A 14,978-nucleotide genomic window follows, 5' to 3' on the forward strand; every position below is an offset into this window, starting at 1 on the left:
CGTGCCTTTCGCGTGTGTCTCGCGCCTTAAGGCCCCTCGACCGAATAGCCAAGCGCCCGCAGCTGCGCCGGCAGCCCTTCTTCACCGACGAGATGGCCCACGCCCACCACCACCACGGTGCGGCCGGAACCGTCCAGGCGCTCGGCCAGGGCTACCACCCAGCGGGCGTTCCGCTCCGAGACGAGCCGCGCATAGAGCACGGGCGCTACGCGGCGCAGCGGCGCCAGGACGTCGGCTTCCAGGGCGTCGAGGTCGGCGGCCATCCAGCGGGCGACGAGATCCGCGTAGGCGTCGGGCCTCGCCTCCATCTCGCGCAGGCTCTGTTCGAGGGATGCGATCTGCTCGGGCAAGGGTGCTGCGTCGAACAGCGCGATCTGCTCGTCTGGGGTCTCGAAGGCCCGGCGCTCGATCCCCGCCGGCGCGGCGGCCGAGATCGCCTTCTCCACGCCGAAGGCGGCGTCGGCGCCGGCCCGACGGTACTGCGCGGCCGCCAGCATCACCTCAGCGAACCAGGGCTCCAGCCGATCGACCAGGGCGAAGCCGAGGCCGAGGGCGTCGACCGCCCGGCGCAGGCGCTGCGCGCCCTCCGGCGACAGGCTGGCCGACAGCGACCAGCCGGGCGCCCCCACGCCCCGGGCGGCGGCGAGGCCCGCAATCTCCGCCTCGGCGGCCGGATCGACGGGCAACTCGAACCAGAGGTCGTCGGCCTCCGCCAGCGCCGCCTCCAAGCTCGGCGGCCGCCAGTCGAGCCCCGGCGGCAGAACGTGAACCGAACCGAAGATGACGAGCTCGGAATCGGCGTCGCGCACCACCCAGACCGGCGGCTTGGCGACTGCGGGCTCCGGCGCGCAAGCCGCCAGTGCGGTCGCCAGGAGGCCCAGCGCAAGAAGGAGGCCGCGCCTCACCGCTGGCATTTCGGGCAGTAGAAGGTGGAGCGGCCGGCCTGAACCTGGCGCTCGATCACGCCGCTGCAGCCCGGCGTGGGACAGGGCCGCCCTTCACGGTCATAGACGCCGAACCGATGCTGGAAATAGCCCAACGCCCCGTCGGCGCGGGCGAAATCGCGCAAGGACGAGCCGCCGGCCTCGATCGCCTCTTCCAGAACCGCGCGGATCTCCGTGACGAGCGGCTCGAGCTTTCTGTGCGGAACCTTGCCCGCGGGCTTGAAGGGCGAGATCCGCGCCCTGTGGAGGGCTTCGCAGACATAGATGTTGCCGAGCCCGGCCACGACCCGCTGGTCCAGCAGCAGGGTCTTCGGGCCTTGCTTGCGCCCGGCGAAAGCCGCCTCCAGGCGCTGGGCGTCGAAGGCTGGGGAGAGGGGTTCCGGCCCCAGGGCGGCGAACCAGGGATGGGCCTCCCGCTGGGCCGTCTCGACCAGCGCCATGTAGCCGAAGCGGCGGGGGTCGTAATAGGTGACCCGCTCCCCTGCTTCGGTCTCGAAAACCACGTGGGCGTGCTTGGGGTCGGGGTCGGGCGCATAGTGGAACTCGCCCGGACGCACCGCGCCCTCAGGGCGCGCGATCTCGAACCGCCCGCTCATGCCTAGGTGCATCACCAGGGTCTCGCCGCGGTCGAGCTCGGCCAGCAGGTACTTAGCCCGCCGGTCGAGTCGGGTGACGGTCGCGCCGGTCAGCCGCTGGACGAAGCCCTCGGGCAGGGGGAACCTCAGGTCCGGCCGGCGCGCTTCGACGCGGGCGAGCCTTCGGCCCTCCAGCACCGGCGCCAGGCCCCGGCGCACCGTCTCGACCTCGGGAAGTTCGGGCATGGCCTGCACTCGCACGGGCCGGCGGCGCCGGCAAGCCGCGCCCTTTCGCACGCGGCCCGGGCGGGCTAAGAGCGGGGCATGCCCGCCGCCACCTTCGGATTCCGCGACGTCGATCCCGCCGAGAAGCCCGGGCTGGTGCGCGGCGTCTTCGACCGGGTGGCCGGCCGCTACGACCTGATGAACGACCTGATGAGCGCCGGCGTCCATCGGCTGTGGAAGGACGCGATGGCTGCGCGGCTCAATCCGCAGCCGGGCGAGACCGTGGTCGACTGCGCCGGCGGCACCGGCGACATGGCGCGCCGCTACGCCCGCATGGCGCGCCGCGCCCAGGTCCGCCGCGGCGGGCCCGACGCCTCGGTGGTGGTGGTGGACTACAATGCCGAGATGATCGCGGCCGGCCGCGAGCGCGGCTTCGAGCCGGAGATCCTGTGGGCCGTGGGCGACGCCCAGCGCCTGCCCCTGCCCGACGCCTGCGCCGACGCCTACTCCATCGCCTTCGGCATCCGCAACGTCACCGACATCGCCCAGGCGCTGGCCGAGGCCCGGCGGGTGCTGAAGCCGGGCGGCCGTTTCCTCTGCCTGGAATTCTCCCGGCCCGCCACCGAAGTCCTGCGCAAGGCCTATGACGCCTATTCCTTCAAGGTGATCCCCCAGATCGGCGAGTGGGTGGTGAAGGACCGCGAGAGCTATCAGTATCTCGTGGAGAGCATCCGCCGGTTCCCCGACCAGGCGGCGTTCCTGCGGATGATCGAGCAGGCCGGCTTCTCGCGGGCGAGCTACACCAACTTCACCGGCGGCGTGGCGGCCCTGCACCACGGCTGGGCGATCTGAGGCATGGGGACGCTCGCCGCGTTCGGCCGGCTGATCGGGGCGGGCTTCCGGCTCGTGCGGGACGACGCCCTGCTGCCGCGGGAGTTCGAAGACCTCTACCCGCCCGCCGTCCGCGCTACGGCCCGGGCCTTGCGGCTGTTCGCCGGCCCGCAGGCGCGACAGGGCCGCCCGGGCGAGCGCCTGGGCCGCGCCTTCGAGCGCCTGGGCCCTGTGGCGATCAAGCTCGGCCAGCTGCTTTCCACCCGCGCCGACATCTTCGGGGCGGAGTTCGCCGAGGACTTGGCGCGGCTGAAGGACCGGCTGGAGCCCTTCCCCACCGAGGTCGCCGAGCGGGACGCCGAACGCGCGCTCGGCCGCCCGCTGAAGAGCCTGTTCTCGGACTTCGGCCCTCCGGTGGCGGCCGCCTCTCTCGCTCAGGCCCATGAGGCCGTGCTGTTCGACGGCCGCAAGGTGGCGGTGAAGGTGCTGCGCCCGGGGATCGAGCGCCGCGTGGCGCGCGACGCCGAGGTCCTACGCCTGGCCGCACGGTTGGTGGAGGATGTCTCCCCGCCCGCCCGGCGGCTGGAGCCCCGGGCCTTCGCCGAGACGGTGGTGCGCTCCACCGAGCTGGAGCTCGACCTGCGGCTGGAGGCGGCCGGCGGCGACGAACTGGCCGAGGTGATGGCGCGCGACGGCTATATGCGCGCGCCGAAGGTCATCTGGGATGGGGTCGCCAAGCGGGTGCTGACCCTGGAGTGGGCGGAAGGCCTGCCGCTGTCCTCGCCCGAGGCGCTGGAACAGCCGGGCCTCGACCGCAAGGCCCTGGCCGACAATCTGATCCGAGCCTTCCTCGCCCAGGCCTTGGACCATGGCGTGTTCCACGCCGACCTGCACGAGGGCAACCTGTTCGTCCGGGCGCCGGCGCGGCTGACGGCGGTGGACTTCGGCATCGTCGGGCGCCTGTCCTCGGAGGAGCGGCGCTATCTGGCCGAGATCCTTTGGGGCTTCCTGCAGCGGGATTATCGCCGGGTGGCCGAGGTGCATTTCGAGGCCGGCTATGTGCCGCGAACCCATGCGGTGGAGGCCTTCGCCCAGGCGCTTCGCGCCGTGGGAGAGCCGCTGTTCGGCCGTACGGCCGCCGACGTCTCCATGAGCCGGGTGCTGACCCAGCTGTTCGAAATCACCGCCCTCTTCGACATGCGCCTGCAGCCCCAGCTGGTGCTGCTGCAGAAGACGATGATGACCGTGGAGGGGGTGGCCCGGAAGATCGACCCTGACCACGACATCTGGGCCGCCGCCGACCCCGTCGTGCGCCGCTGGATGCTGCGCGAGCTCTCGCCCGCCGCGCGGGCCCGCCGCTATGCGGAAGAAGGGCTCGCGGCCGTGCGCGCCATCGTCCGCCTGGCGGACAACGCCGCCGCACCCGCCAAGGTGACGGTTGAGGACGAACGCCACAACCAGGCCCTGTGGTTCGCCCTGGGCGCGGTGGCCGCGGGCCTGGCCTTCCTGCTGGCCGCCGCCCTGGCCTGACGGAACATCGCCGACGCCGGCTGGTTACGGCTCCGTCCCCCTTGGAGAGGAGCCCCGGACAATGCCCTCGCTTCGACTCGTGACCGGCGCCGCGCTTGGATTGGTGGCCGGCCTGGCGATCCCCCATGCCCGCAAGGCGATGATGCAGGCGCCCTCGGCCCTGGCCGGCGACTGGCTCGACGCCCTCGTCGCCGAGCACCGACTGGTGCAGGCCGCCTTCGAGAAACTACTGGCCACCGGGGAGGACCAGGCCCATCAGCGCGAAATGCTTCTCTCGAAGATCGCCTATGCGCTGACCAAGCACGGCGTGGAGGAGGAGAATGTCGTCTATCCGGCGCTGTCGGAGACCAGCCATGCGGCCGAGGCCCGCCACCTGACCGAGGACCACGCCGCCATCAAGACCTTCATCTACGACCTGCGGCGCATGCCTGCGGGCGACCCCTCCTGGCTGGTCCGCGCGCGCGAGTTCTCCGACCATGTGGACACCCACATCCGCGAGGAAGAGGAGGAGATCTTCCCGGTCTTCCGCGACGCCCTCTCGGTAGAGGAGAACGCCAAGCTCACCCGGATGCTGAACTGGGAGGGCTTCAAGGTGGCGTGAAGCGCCTTCAGCCCTTCGATCCGCCGCCCTGGGATTTCAGGAGGTCGCGGATCTCCATCAGCACCGCCTCGGTGGGAGTCGGCGCCGGCGGGGCGGCGGGTTCGGGCGCGGCCGCCTGGGCCCGGCGCAGGCTGTTGACCACCTTGACCAGCAGGAACACCACCCAGGCGACGATCAGGAACTGGATCACGGTGTTGATGAAGGCGCCGTACTGGATCGCCACCAGCTCGTTGAGCTCGGTCGCCGGATCGTCGGGCTTCAGCACCCACTGCAGGCGGGCGAAGTCGACGCCGCCGGTCAGGAGGCCGATCGGCGGCATGATCACCTGTTCGACCAGGCTGGTGGTGATCGCCCCGAACGAGGCGCCGATGATGACGCCCACCGCGAGGTCGATGACGTTGCCGCGGGCGATGAACTCGCGGAACTCGCTCAGAACGCTCATGCCCCCCTCCTTGGGATGTTGAACCTCAGTCGGCGTTCAGGCGCTCGCGCAGCTCCTTGCCGCTCTTGAAGAACGGCACGTGCTTGGCGCGCACCTCCACCGTCTCGCCGGTGCGCGGGTTGCGGCCCGAACGGGCGTCGCGGGAGCGCACGGAAAGCGCCCCGAAGCCCCTGAGCTCCACCCGGCCGTCGGCCTCCAGAGCCTGGATCATCCGCTCCAGTATGACCCCGACCACGCGCTCGACGTCGCGCTGGGTCAGGTGCGGATTCTCTTCGGCCAGTCTGGCGATCAGTTCCGACTTGATCATGCCCATTTCGATCCCCGGGCGGCGCGGGAGGACGCGGCCCTCTTGCCTTGAACTCCACAAGCTTGCCTCGGCCGCGAGGGCCGGACGCGACGGAAATACGCTCCGGAGCGAGGCGGACCATGGTCGAGTCCCCGACGATGTTCAAGGCGCAATGCGGCTCCGGCCCCTTCAAGGTGACGCTTGTTCACCTGAATTCTCCCCCCGCGCGAACGGGCGCGCAGCAAAGAAAAAGGGCGGCGGACCGGTCGCCCGATCCGCCACCCCGCTTCAGGTCGGAGAGACCTGAGAGTCGCTTTTATTCCTTGGAGCCGGCCTTCTCGCGAAGGGCCGCGCCGAGGATGTCGCCCAGCGAGGCGCCGGAGTCCGACGAGCCGAACTGCTCGATGGCTTCCTTCTCCTCGGCCATTTCCAGAGCCTTGATCGACAGGGACACGCGGCGCGCGGCCTTGTCGATGTTGGTCAGCTGGGCGTCGACGCGGTCGCCCACGGCGAAGCGCTCGGGCCGCTGGTCGGCGCGGTCGCGCGACAGGTCCGACTTGCGGATGAAGGCGGTCATCGGCGCGTCGTCTTCGCCGAACTTCACCTCGATCCCGCCCGAAGTGACCTCGGTGACGGTGACCGTCACGGTCTGGCCCTTGCGGAAGGAATCGCCCTGCATCGGGTCGCCGGCCAGCTGCTTGATGCCCAGCGAGATGCGCTCCTTCTCGACGTCGACGTCCAGGACGCGCGCCTTGACGACGTCGCCCTTGTTGTAGCGGGCGATGGCTTCCTCACCCGGCGCCGACCAGTCGAGGTCGGACAGGTGCACCATGCCGTCGATGTCGTTCTCCAGGCCGATGAACAGGCCGAACTCGGTGGCGTTCTTGACCTCGCCTTCCACGGTCGAGCCGACCGGGTGGGCGGCCAGGAAGGCGTCCCACGGATTGGCCATGGCCTGCTTCAGGCCCAGCGAAACCCGGCGCTTGGACGGATCGACGTCCAGCACCACCACGTCGACTTCCTGAGAGGTCGACACGATCTTGCCGGGGTGGACGTTCTTCTTGGTCCAGGACATTTCCGACACGTGGACCAGGCCCTCCACGCCCGGCTCCAGCTCCACGAAGGCGCCGTAGTCGGTGATGTTGGTGATCCGGCCGGTGAACTTGGCGCCCACCGGGTACTTGGCTTCCACGCCGTCCCACGGGTCGGACTGCAGCTGCTTCATGCCGAGGCTGATGCGCTGGGTGTCCGGGTTGATCTTGACGATCTGGACCTTCACCGTGTCGCCGACCGCCAGCACCTGGCTCGGGTGGTTGACGCGCTTCCAGCTCATGTCGGTGACGTGGAGCAGGCCGTCGATGCCGCCCAGGTCCACGAACGCGCCGTAGTCGGTGATGTTCTTGACCACGCCTTCGCGGATTTCGCCTTCCTGCAGCTGGCTGACCAGCTCGGTGCGCTGTTCGGCGCGGGCTTCTTCCAGGATGGCGCGGCGGGAGACGACGATGTTGCCGCGCGGGCGGTCCATCTTCAGGATCGCGAAGGGCTGTTCCTTGCCCATCAGCGGGCCGACGTCGCGGACCGGACGGATGTCCACCTGGCTGCCCGGCAGGAAGGCCGAGGCGCCGCCCAGGTCGACGGTGAAGCCGCCCTTCACGCGGCCGACGATGGCGCCCATCACCGGCTCGTTCTTCTCATAGACGCCTTCCAGGCGCGTCCAGGCCTCCTCGCGGCGGGCCTTGTCGCGGCTGATCACCGCCTCGCCCATGGCGTTCTCGACGCGCTCGAGGAAGACCTCGACCGTGTCGCCGCTCTTCACGGTCGGCTTGCCGTTCTCGTCCAGGCCGAATTCCTTCAGGGACACGCGCCCTTCGGTCTTCAGGCCCACGTCGATGATGGCGAAGTCCTTCTCGATGCCCACGATCTTGCCGTGGACGACCGAGCCTTCCATGAAGTCGCGCCCGCCCATGGATTGGTCGAGCAGCGCGGCGAAGTCGTCGCGCGAGGGGTTGAGGCTCATATCGTCAGCCATATTGGTCTTTCGTCTTCAAATGACGCGAGGTCCGGCGCGAACAGCGGTCGGACGGAGTCCCGGCGTCGGTTAGGGGTTGAACCGAAGGCGGGGCGGTGCGCCCCGCAGGTGGATTTGCCCGCGGCGATCGAGGGATGGGCGCGGTTGGATTTGCCGGCCTAGGATTGCTCCCAGCGAGCGCGCGCCGCCTCGACGATGCGGCGGGCCGCATCGGCTGCCTGCTCTATAGTCATTTCGGAGGTGTCCAGCAAGGCGGCGTCGGCCGCCGGCCGCATGGGCGCGTCGGCGCGCCCGCTGTCGCGGGCGTCGCGTCGGCGAATGTCGGCCAGGATCTCCTCGTAGGTCACGGCCTCCCCCTGGCCGGCCAACTGGCGCCAGCGCCGCTCGGCCCGCACCTCCGGACGCGCGGTGACATAAAGCTTGGCGGGCGCCTCCGGCGCGATCACCGTGCCGATGTCCCGCCCGTCGATCACCGCGCCCTCCGGCCGCCGGGCGAAGGCGCGCTGCATCTCGAACAGGGCCTCGCGGACGCTCGGATGCACCGCGACGCGACTGGCCGCCTCGCCCGCCTCGCGCGTGCGGAAGCCCGGGTCGGTCAGCATGTCGGCGGTCAGGGCGCGTGCGACCGCCGCCGCCGCCGCCGCGTCGCCCAGATCCCCGCCCCGGCGCTGCAGCAGCACGCCGACCGCCCGATAGAGCAGGCCGGTGTCGAGCACAGGCGCGCCGAAGGCCGCGCCCAGCCGCGTGGCGATCGTTCCCTTGCCTGAGGCGGCGGGTCCGTCGACGGCGATGACGAAGGGCGGCTTCACGCGATCTCCGCCCCCAGGCCGCGCATCAGCTCCACAAAGCCCGGGAAGCTGGTGGCGATCATGCCGGGTTCGTCGACCGACACCGGCGCCTCCGCCGCAAGGCCGAGGATCAGGTGCGACATGGCGATGCGGTGGTCGCCCCGGGTGGTCACCCGGCCGCCGCCCACGACAGGGCGATTGCCGTGGGCGGTCCCGACCACGGTCATCCCTTCGGCCTCTTCCTCGACGACGACCCCGCAGGCCAGGAGGCCCTGGGCGGTCAAGGCGATGCGGTCGCTTTCCTTCACCCGCATCTCGCCGATGCCGCGCATGACCGTGCGCCCCTCGGCGAAGGCCGCGGCGATCGCCAGGATCGGATACTCGTCGATCATGGACGGCGCACGCTCCGGCGGCACCGCCACGCCGTGCAGCCGCGAGTGCCGGGCGGTGACGTCGCCGATCTGCTCGCCGCCCGAATTGCGGACGTTCTCCACCGAAAGCTCCGCGCCCATTTCGCTGAGCGTCCGGAAGAGGCCGGTGCGCAGTTCGTTCAGCAGCACGTCCTCCACCGTCACCTCCGAGCCGGGGGTCACCAGGGCCGCCACCAGCGGGAAGGCCGCCGAGGAGGGGTCGCCCGGCACGCGCACCCGGGCGCCCACCAGCTTCTGGCCGCCGGGCAGCTCGATGTGACGCTCGCCGCCCTTGTCGCGCACGTCCACATGGGCGCCGAAGGCCCGCAGCATCCGCTCCGTATGGTCGCGGGTCGGCTCCGGCTCGATCACCTTGGCCCCGCCGGCGGCGTGCAGCCCGGCCAGCAGCACCGCCGACTTCACCTGGGCCGAGGGTTCGGGCAGGCGGTATTCGATCCGCGAAAGCTCGCCCCCGCGCAGGGTCAGCGGCAGGCGCCCGCCCGACCGGCCCAGGAACGCGGCGCCCATGTCCTTCAGCGGGACCATCACCCGGTTCATCGGCCGGCTGCGCAGGGAGGCGTCGCCGGTGAAGGTGGCCGCCAGCGGAAAGCCGGCCGCCGCCCCCATGATCAGCCGCACGCCGGTGCCGGCGTTGCCACAGTCGATCACGTCGGACGGCTCCTCGAAACCGCCCTTGCCCACGACGCGCCAGCGCCCTTCGCCCAGGCGCTCCACCTCCGCCCCGAAGGCGCGCATGGCGGCGGCCGTGCGCAGCACGTCCTCGCCCTCCAGAAGGCCCTCAATCTCCGTCGTTCCCTCGGCGAGCGCCCCGAAGATCAGGGCCCGGTGGGAGATCGACTTGTCGCCCGGGGCGCGCACGCGACCCCGCAGCGGGCCGCCGCGTTTCGCGGTCAGTCCTGCCGGCGTCATTTGAGTGTTCCAAGCCTCCTTAAGGCCTGCTGTTTTTGCCGAGGGGGTTTGCTTTTGACAGCGGCTTACGCCCATGGCAAGGGAGCCCGCTTCGATCCGAACCCCTTGCTCCAAGAGGCTCCCGCCTTGGCCAATCCCGAACTGGGCGCAAAGCAAATCTGCCCCAACTGCCAAGCCAAGTTCTACGACCTGAACCGCCGCCCGGCGGTCTGCCCGAAATGCGCGACCGAGTTCGACCCTGACGAGGCGGTGCGCAACCGCCGCGTCCGCGCCCGCGCCGCCCCGGTCGAGGCCGACCTGGACGACGAGCGCGAAGATCAAGTCCGCGGCAAGAAGGCCGAGGATGACGAGGAAGAAGAAGAAGACGCCGGCGCGCCGGAGCTGGACGAGGTGGCCGACGAGCCGCCGCTGATCTCCGAAGACGACGACGAAACCGCCGAGCCCGGCGGCGACGACCAGCTTTCGGAATTCACCGAAGACGATCTCGAAGACGAGGAGGACACCGACGACGTGCCCTTCCTCGAGGACGAGGAGGACGACTTCGACGACTCCGAAATCGACGGCCTGCCGGGCGAGGGAGACGACGACGACCGCTAGGTCGGAGGGCGCGACAAAAATGCTCTCACAGAGGCTTGATCGCGCCCATCTCTCAGACTAGGTTCCGCGCCTCTTCGGCGGGGAGCCTCGCCGGAGAGCCCGGACCTCGGGGCTATAGCTCAGTTGGTAGAGCGCTTGAATGGCATTCAAGAGGTCAGCGGTTCGACTCCGCTTAGCTCCACCATGAAGGCCCGCCGGTAACCCGGCGGGCCTTCGCCCTTTCAGATCGCCGCCTCGATCATCACCATGACGAGGCCCAGGGTCGCGGCGTTCCAGCTGAAGGTGCGCACCCAGGGCAGGCCCGCGGCGTAGAGCGGCAGGAACAGGACGCGGCCGGCGAGGTAGATCCCCGCGCCCCAGGCGCTGAGCCAGCCGCCCTCGTTCAGCATCTCCACCATCAGGACGGCGGCGGCGAAGATCGCGAAGGTCTCCAGGAAATTCCGCTGGGCGCGGTCCAGCCGCCCGGCGAGGCCTGTGGGCGCCAGGCCTTCCTCCCGCGAACCCACCGAGTACCGGTTTCCCACCTGCGCCTTGAAGGCGAAGGATGCGGCGCTGAGGTGCACGAGTCCCAGCGCCATGGCCAGGAACAGGCACCAGAGTTCGATCGACATGAGCTTCCTCCCCGCCGGCGCGGCCGCCGGCCCACGGAATGTGCGCCCATACGGCGGCGGTTGAAAACGGGCGTTTGCAGGGCCACATCAGGGGTCGACCGGAAGGGCCGCGCCGATCCAGGGCGGATCTTCCGGGGAGTCGCTTGGAACTTGAGGACTCTGGAATGAACAGGTCGATGGTGTTCGACAGCCCCTTTCTCCTGGGCTTCGACCATACGCGCAGCCTGATCGAGCGGGCCGCCAAGGCGGCGGCGGAGAGCTATCCGCCGTACAATGTGGAGGATCGCGGCGCGGGCGCGCTTCGGATCACCCTGGCGGTGGCGGGCTTCACGCCCGACCAGCTGCAGGTGACCCTGGAGGACCGCCAGCTCATCGTGGCGGGCAAGCGCGAAGGCGCCGGCGAGGAGGCCTATCTGCACCGCGGCATCGCGGCGCGGGGCTTCGTCCGGAGCTTCGTCCTGGCCGACGGCATGGTGGTGAGCGGCGCCTCGCTGGAGCATGGGCTCCTGCACATCGACCTCGAACGTCCCGAGCCCGAACGCAGGGTCCAGCGAATCCCGATCAGGACGGCGGGCTGATCCCGCCGCCGCAGATCCGCGCCGCCGGATGGGCCGGGGCGCGGGAAGACGGCCGGCTGAACCGGCGGCCGTCGGGTGCGTTGAGTTTTACGGAGGTGGTCATGATGACGCCCGTGCTGACCAGAGAAGCTTTCGCCGCCTTGGGCGCCCCGGACCTCGTCTATGTGCGTCCCATCAAGGCCGCCGAGATCCTGGCCTCGACTCCTTCGGGCCAGATCGAAGGGTTCCAGCTCGACCCGGAGCAGACCCTCTACGCCGTGCACCGCGCGGACGGCGAACGCCTGGCCGTGCTGACGGACAAGGCTTCGGCCGTGGCCGCGGCGCTCGCCCACGAGCTGGCGCCGGTTTCGGTGCACTGAGGAACGGCGCTACGGCCGGAGGGCCTGCGATCTCCAGAGGCTGCGTGCGCCCTGCGCCCGCCCGACCTCTGCGTCAGGCGGCGGCGGAGGGGCGCTCCTGAACCAGGAGCGCGTGGATGGCGTCGGCCGTCCGCGCCTGGCGCAGCTGTTCGCGCAGCTCCGCCTGCCGCAGGAGGCGCGAGACTCGGGCCAGCGCCCGCAGGTGTTCTGTCGAGGCGTTGGGCGGGGCGAACAGCGCGAAGATCAGGTCCACCGGTTGATCGTCGACCGAGCCGAACTCGACCGGCTGCTCCAGGCGCAGGAACACCCCGCGCATCCGCGTGAGTCCCTCCAGCCGGGCATGGGGCGCGGCCACGCCGTAACCCACGCCGGTGGAGCCGGCCAGCTCGCGTTCGCTCAGGGCCTCGAGGACCTGGCCGGAGTCCAGGCCGAAATTGCGCGCGGCGATGTCGGCCAGCAGGGCCAGAACATGCCGCTTGTTGGGCGCGCTCGCCCGCGGCGCGATCGCGCCGCGATCCAGGATGTCGCCTATCTGCATGGTCCCGTAACGCCCAAACCCAACACAAAAACCCCAATCCGCGCCGCGGCGACCGGGAGAGCGACGCTTAAAGCGCGGCGGCTCCGTTAGATCCGGTCCCGTTCAGCGATTTCGTGCGTTCGGGGTCGATCCAGCCGATATTTCCGTCAGGCCGGCGATACACCACGGATAGTCCCCCGTGGGCGGCGTTCCTAAACACGATTGTCTGAGATTCCGTCAAGTCCAACTCCATGACCGCCATGGAAACGGTCATGGTGCGGACGTCCTTTTCCGTTTCGGCGATTACCATTGCGGAGGGAGGACTAGCGCCGGCGTGCGACGATTCGACGTCGCCCCACTCGACATCTTCTTCTTCCTCGGGCGCACGCAGGACGAAATAGGCGGCCGTCTCGGCCTGCTTGGCCGTGGCGGCGGGGGAATGATCCTTCAGGCGGCGCTTGTAGCGGCGGATGCGTGTCTCGATCTTGGAGAGCGCCGCATCGAAGGCGCCGTGGGCGTCGCCGCCCAGGGCGTGGCACTGAAGCTGCTGGCCCGAGGCGAGCGTGACGCGGCAGTCCACGCGAAAGGCGTGGCCGTCGCGGCTGACGACCACGTCGGCGTCGCCGCCGCGGTCGAAATACTTGCCGATGGAGCCGGTGAGTTCGTCGGTGACCCGCATACGCAGGGCCTCGCCGACGTCGACATGCTTGCCGGTGACTTGGACTTGCATAAAGGAAACAACGCGCCGGACCGGGCCGGGTGTCAAGCGGCTCCGAACCAGTTCACGAGATGGCGAACGGCGCCGATCACCACGTCGGCGGCGAACACCAGAACGCCGCCGCTGACGGTGGCCAGAACGTAGCCCAGCAGGGCGAAAACCCCGTCCCTCTGAACCAGCGAGAAGGCCAGGACGCCGATCGTCAGCGCCGGCAGCAGATTGCCGAACGGGATCGGCAGAATCAGCACCAGGGACAAGAGGGTGCAGACCAGGCCGATCATCCGGTCGCCCCAAGGCCCGAACAGGAAGGCGAGCCGCGGGCGCGACACCCGCTCGAACCCTTCGACGAACGGCAGCATGCGGCCGAAGCTGCGCTGCAGGTCGGCGCCGGAGATCTCTCGATCGTCCACGAACCGCGGCAGCCAGGGCGCATGGACCCCCAGCGCCACCTGCGGGCTCAACAGCACCAACGGCGCGCCCAGCACGGTGGAGGAACCCGGCGGCAGGGGCAGGAGATTGGGCGTCGAGAAGATGAACAGCAGGGCGCCGAAGGCGCGCCGGCCGAAGCGGTGGACGATCTCGCCCACGGTGATCCGCTCCTCCGCGCACAGCTCGCGCAGGATGGCCGAGATCGGCAGGGTCTGTTCGTCCGGAGCGTCGTCCATGGCCCCCTCGCCCGCCGATAACGCACCGGCGGCCGATTGGATGTGCCACGCCCGCGGTTGTTTACAAGGGGCCGGCGCGCCGCTATGCAGCCGCCCATGCGTCGTTCGACCATTAAAAGCGCGATTAAAACCACCATGCCCGCGGGGCTTGGGGGAACGCGCGCGCACGCCGCCTGAACCCCGAAGACCCCGCCGCGAGGCCGGGGTCATCATCTGCGCGAAAGCCCGACGATCCCCGCCTCCGGCCCCCAACCCCGGAGACGAACCCATGCTTTCCCTGCAAGACGCCCCTGAAATGCTTCACGAGACCCCTGGCGACGGGCCCGCCGCGCGGCTGCTGAACGTGGCGGTGATCGGCGCCACCGGCGCGGTGGGCGCCGAACTGGTCGCCTGCCTGGAGCGCCGGAACTTCCCGGTCCGGTCGCTGAAGCTCCTGGCCTCGCCGCGCTCGGCCGGCCGCGCCCTGCCGTTCCGCGGGCGCGAGGTGAGGGTGGAGGCGCTGACGCCCGAAAGCTTCGAAGGCGTCGATGTGGCGCTCTTCTCCGCCGGCGCCTCGATCAGCCGGCAATACGTCCCCCTCGCCGCAGCCGCCGGCTGCAGGGTGGTGGACAACTCCTCGGCCTTCCGGATGGACCCGGCGACACCGCTAGTCGTGCCGGAGGTGAACGGCCGGCTGCTGGACGAGCGCCCGGCCATCGTCGCCAATCCCAACTGCGTGGCGGCCATCGCGGTGGTGGCGTTGGCGCCCCTGCACGCCCGCAACCGCATCCTGCGGCTGATCGGCGCCACCTACCAGTCGGCCTCGGGCGCCGGCGCCGCAGCCATGGCCGAGCTGGAAGCCGCCACCGCCGCCCACCTGGCCGGCGAAGCCTATGCGCCCCAGGTGCTGCCGCACCCCTACGCCTTCAACGTCTTCAGCCACAACGCCGCGGTCGACCCGGCCACCGGCTACAACGGCGAGGAGTTGAAGGTGATCGAAGAGGTGCGCAAGATCATGGATGCGCCGGACATGCGGGTCAGCTTCACCTGCATCCGCGTGCCGGTGCTGCGCGCCCACTCCATGGCCCTCACGGTGGAGTTCGCGCACCCCGTCGACCCGGCCGAAGCCGAAGCCTGGCTCGCCCGGGCGCCGGGCCTGCGGCTCGTCAACGACCATGCCGCCAACCACTATCCCATGCCCAACGAGGCCTCGGGCGTGGACGAGGTGCTGGCCGGGCGCGTCCGCCGGGACCTGAGCGATCCCAGCGGCCGGACCCTGTCGCTGTTCCTGGCCGGCGACCAGCTCCTGAAGGGCGCGGCCCTCAACGCCGTCCAGATCGCCGAGCGGCTGATGAGCTAGCGC

At 70.3% G+C, this 14,978-nt stretch carries 18 protein-coding genes and 1 tRNA gene; 8 read left to right on the top strand and 11 right to left on the bottom strand.

Annotation, left to right across the window (positions count from 1 at the left end; all coding sequences use genetic code 11):
- Nucleotides 1–26 precede the first annotated feature (26 nt).
- Together ACK41C_RS04665 and mutM are read right to left on the bottom strand one after the other, a co-directional pair.
- The gene (locus tag ACK41C_RS04665; RefSeq protein WP_409650968.1) at nucleotides 27–905 is read right to left on the bottom strand and encodes a TraB/GumN family protein; all 879 of its coding nucleotides are present in this window, start codon (nucleotides 903–905) and stop codon (nucleotides 27–29) included.
- Nucleotides 902–1,765, bottom strand: coding sequence for a bifunctional DNA-formamidopyrimidine glycosylase/DNA-(apurinic or apyrimidinic site) lyase (mutM, locus tag ACK41C_RS04670; protein WP_409650970.1), 864 nt, complete (start codon nucleotides 1,763–1,765; stop codon nucleotides 902–904). The genes ACK41C_RS04665 and mutM overlap by 4 nt, the downstream gene beginning before the upstream one ends.
- Before the next feature lie 78 nt (nucleotides 1,766–1,843).
- Between mutM and ACK41C_RS04675 the strand changes: the two genes are divergently transcribed.
- The 3 genes from ACK41C_RS04675 (at nucleotide 1,844) to ACK41C_RS04685 (ending at nucleotide 4,706) form a co-directional block, all read left to right on the top strand.
- Entirely contained in the window at nucleotides 1,844–2,596 is a 753-nt protein-coding gene (locus ACK41C_RS04675; RefSeq protein WP_409650972.1) for a class I SAM-dependent methyltransferase, read from the top strand.
- Nucleotides 2,597–2,599: 3 nt separating this feature from the next.
- On the top strand, nucleotides 2,600–4,105 hold the full coding sequence (gene ubiB / locus ACK41C_RS04680; RefSeq protein WP_409650974.1) for a 2-polyprenylphenol 6-hydroxylase: 1,506 nt from the start codon (nucleotides 2,600–2,602) through the stop codon (nucleotides 4,103–4,105).
- 61 nt (nucleotides 4,106–4,166) lie between these two features.
- Nucleotides 4,167–4,706 (top strand): hemerythrin domain-containing protein, encoded by a 540-nt coding sequence (locus tag ACK41C_RS04685; RefSeq protein ID WP_409650976.1) that lies wholly within the window; start codon nucleotides 4,167–4,169, stop codon nucleotides 4,704–4,706.
- Between the two features lie 7 nt (nucleotides 4,707–4,713).
- Here the strand turns inward: ACK41C_RS04685 and mscL are convergent, their stop codons facing one another.
- The 5 genes from mscL to aroA form a co-directional block, all read right to left on the bottom strand.
- Nucleotides 4,714–5,148, bottom strand: a complete 435-nt coding sequence (gene mscL, locus ACK41C_RS04690) for a large-conductance mechanosensitive channel protein MscL (protein WP_409650978.1) — start codon at nucleotides 5,146–5,148, stop codon at nucleotides 4,714–4,716.
- 25 nt (nucleotides 5,149–5,173) lie between these two features.
- Nucleotides 5,174–5,455: an integration host factor subunit beta gene (locus ACK41C_RS04695; protein WP_409650980.1), complete on the bottom strand. Its 282-nt coding sequence runs from the start codon at nucleotides 5,453–5,455 to the stop codon at nucleotides 5,174–5,176.
- Between the two features lie 295 nt (nucleotides 5,456–5,750).
- On the bottom strand, nucleotides 5,751–7,463 hold the full coding sequence (rpsA, locus tag ACK41C_RS04700) for a 30S ribosomal protein S1 (RefSeq protein ID WP_409650982.1): 1,713 nt from the start codon (nucleotides 7,461–7,463) through the stop codon (nucleotides 5,751–5,753).
- A 158-nt stretch (nucleotides 7,464–7,621) separates the two neighbouring features.
- On the bottom strand, nucleotides 7,622–8,272 hold the full coding sequence (gene cmk / locus ACK41C_RS04705) for a (d)CMP kinase (RefSeq protein WP_409650984.1): 651 nt from the start codon (nucleotides 8,270–8,272) through the stop codon (nucleotides 7,622–7,624).
- Entirely contained in the window at nucleotides 8,269–9,591 is a 1,323-nt protein-coding gene (gene aroA, locus ACK41C_RS04710; protein WP_409650986.1) for a 3-phosphoshikimate 1-carboxyvinyltransferase, read from the bottom strand. The genes cmk and aroA overlap by 4 nt, the downstream gene beginning before the upstream one ends.
- A gap of 126 nt (nucleotides 9,592–9,717) precedes the next feature.
- Here aroA and ACK41C_RS04715 point away from each other — a divergent pair, with 126 nt between their 5' ends.
- Nucleotides 9,718–10,188, top strand: coding sequence for a TIGR02300 family protein (locus tag ACK41C_RS04715; protein ID WP_409650988.1), 471 nt, complete (start codon nucleotides 9,718–9,720; stop codon nucleotides 10,186–10,188).
- 108 nt (nucleotides 10,189–10,296) lie between these two features.
- Nucleotides 10,297–10,372 (top strand) — tRNA-Ala (locus tag ACK41C_RS04720).
- Nucleotides 10,373–10,409: 37 nt separating this feature from the next.
- Here ACK41C_RS04720 and ACK41C_RS04725 read toward each other — a convergent pair.
- Nucleotides 10,410–10,799 (bottom strand): MAPEG family protein, encoded by a 390-nt coding sequence (locus ACK41C_RS04725; RefSeq protein ID WP_409650990.1) that lies wholly within the window; start codon nucleotides 10,797–10,799, stop codon nucleotides 10,410–10,412.
- A gap of 164 nt (nucleotides 10,800–10,963) precedes the next feature.
- Here ACK41C_RS04725 and ACK41C_RS04730 point away from each other — a divergent pair, with 164 nt between their 5' ends.
- Nucleotides 10,964–11,377, top strand: a complete 414-nt coding sequence (locus ACK41C_RS04730) for an Hsp20 family protein (RefSeq protein WP_409650992.1) — start codon at nucleotides 10,964–10,966, stop codon at nucleotides 11,375–11,377.
- A 101-nt stretch (nucleotides 11,378–11,478) separates the two neighbouring features.
- Nucleotides 11,479–11,736 carry a DUF1150 family protein gene (locus ACK41C_RS04735; RefSeq protein ID WP_409650994.1) on the top strand — a complete coding sequence of 86 codons (258 nt, stop codon included), beginning with the start codon at nucleotides 11,479–11,481 and terminating at the stop codon, nucleotides 11,734–11,736.
- Nucleotides 11,737–11,809: 73 nt separating this feature from the next.
- On the opposite strand, the gene ACK41C_RS04740 is transcribed toward ACK41C_RS04735, so the two are convergent.
- From ACK41C_RS04740 to ACK41C_RS04750, 3 genes are all read right to left on the bottom strand, one after another.
- On the bottom strand, nucleotides 11,810–12,274 hold the full coding sequence (locus ACK41C_RS04740; RefSeq protein WP_409650996.1) for a PTS sugar transporter subunit IIA: 465 nt from the start codon (nucleotides 12,272–12,274) through the stop codon (nucleotides 11,810–11,812).
- A 67-nt stretch (nucleotides 12,275–12,341) separates the two neighbouring features.
- The gene (gene hpf / locus ACK41C_RS04745; protein WP_409653909.1) at nucleotides 12,342–12,983 is read right to left on the bottom strand and encodes a ribosome hibernation-promoting factor, HPF/YfiA family; all 642 of its coding nucleotides are present in this window, start codon (nucleotides 12,981–12,983) and stop codon (nucleotides 12,342–12,344) included.
- A 32-nt stretch (nucleotides 12,984–13,015) separates the two neighbouring features.
- Nucleotides 13,016–13,636, bottom strand: a complete 621-nt coding sequence (locus tag ACK41C_RS04750; RefSeq protein WP_409650998.1) for an exopolysaccharide biosynthesis protein — start codon at nucleotides 13,634–13,636, stop codon at nucleotides 13,016–13,018.
- Nucleotides 13,637–13,904: 268 nt separating this feature from the next.
- Between ACK41C_RS04750 and ACK41C_RS04755 the strand changes: the two genes are divergently transcribed.
- Nucleotides 13,905–14,975, top strand: coding sequence for an aspartate-semialdehyde dehydrogenase (locus ACK41C_RS04755; RefSeq protein ID WP_409651000.1), 1,071 nt, complete (start codon nucleotides 13,905–13,907; stop codon nucleotides 14,973–14,975).
- The last annotated feature ends 3 nt before the right edge of the window (nucleotides 14,976–14,978 follow it).

This window comes from Phenylobacterium sp. (assembly GCF_046290725.1).
Taxonomy (GTDB): Bacteria; Pseudomonadota; Alphaproteobacteria; order Caulobacterales; family Caulobacteraceae; genus Phenylobacterium.

Bases quoted from the DNA above. Each gene is read 5' to 3' on its own strand.
- mutM (WP_409650970.1), bottom strand. From the start codon at position 1,765: ATGCCCGAACTTCCCGAGGTCGAGACGGTGCGCCGGGGCCTGGCGCCG.
- ACK41C_RS04675 (WP_409650972.1), top strand. From the start codon at position 1,844: ATGCCCGCCGCCACCTTCGGATTCCGCGACGTCGATCCCGCCGAGAAG.
- ubiB (WP_409650974.1), top strand. From the start codon at position 2,600: ATGGGGACGCTCGCCGCGTTCGGCCGGCTGATCGGGGCGGGCTTCCGG.
- ACK41C_RS04685 (WP_409650976.1), top strand. From the start codon at position 4,167: ATGCCCTCGCTTCGACTCGTGACCGGCGCCGCGCTTGGATTGGTGGCC.
- mscL (WP_409650978.1), bottom strand. From the start codon at position 5,148: ATGAGCGTTCTGAGCGAGTTCCGCGAGTTCATCGCCCGCGGCAACGTC.
- ACK41C_RS04695 (WP_409650980.1), bottom strand. From the start codon at position 5,455: ATGATCAAGTCGGAACTGATCGCCAGACTGGCCGAAGAGAATCCGCAC.
- rpsA (WP_409650982.1), bottom strand. From the start codon at position 7,463: ATGGCTGACGATATGAGCCTCAACCCCTCGCGCGACGACTTCGCCGCG.
- aroA (WP_409650986.1), bottom strand. From the start codon at position 9,591: ATGACGCCGGCAGGACTGACCGCGAAACGCGGCGGCCCGCTGCGGGGT.
- ACK41C_RS04725 (WP_409650990.1), bottom strand. From the start codon at position 10,799: ATGTCGATCGAACTCTGGTGCCTGTTCCTGGCCATGGCGCTGGGACTC.
- ACK41C_RS04730 (WP_409650992.1), top strand. From the start codon at position 10,964: ATGAACAGGTCGATGGTGTTCGACAGCCCCTTTCTCCTGGGCTTCGAC.
- ACK41C_RS04735 (WP_409650994.1), top strand. From the start codon at position 11,479: ATGATGACGCCCGTGCTGACCAGAGAAGCTTTCGCCGCCTTGGGCGCC.
- ACK41C_RS04740 (WP_409650996.1), bottom strand. From the start codon at position 12,274: ATGCAGATAGGCGACATCCTGGATCGCGGCGCGATCGCGCCGCGGGCG.
- hpf (WP_409653909.1), bottom strand. From the start codon at position 12,983: ATGCAAGTCCAAGTCACCGGCAAGCATGTCGACGTCGGCGAGGCCCTG.
- ACK41C_RS04750 (WP_409650998.1), bottom strand. From the start codon at position 13,636: ATGGACGACGCTCCGGACGAACAGACCCTGCCGATCTCGGCCATCCTG.
- ACK41C_RS04755 (WP_409651000.1), top strand. From the start codon at position 13,905: ATGCTTTCCCTGCAAGACGCCCCTGAAATGCTTCACGAGACCCCTGGC.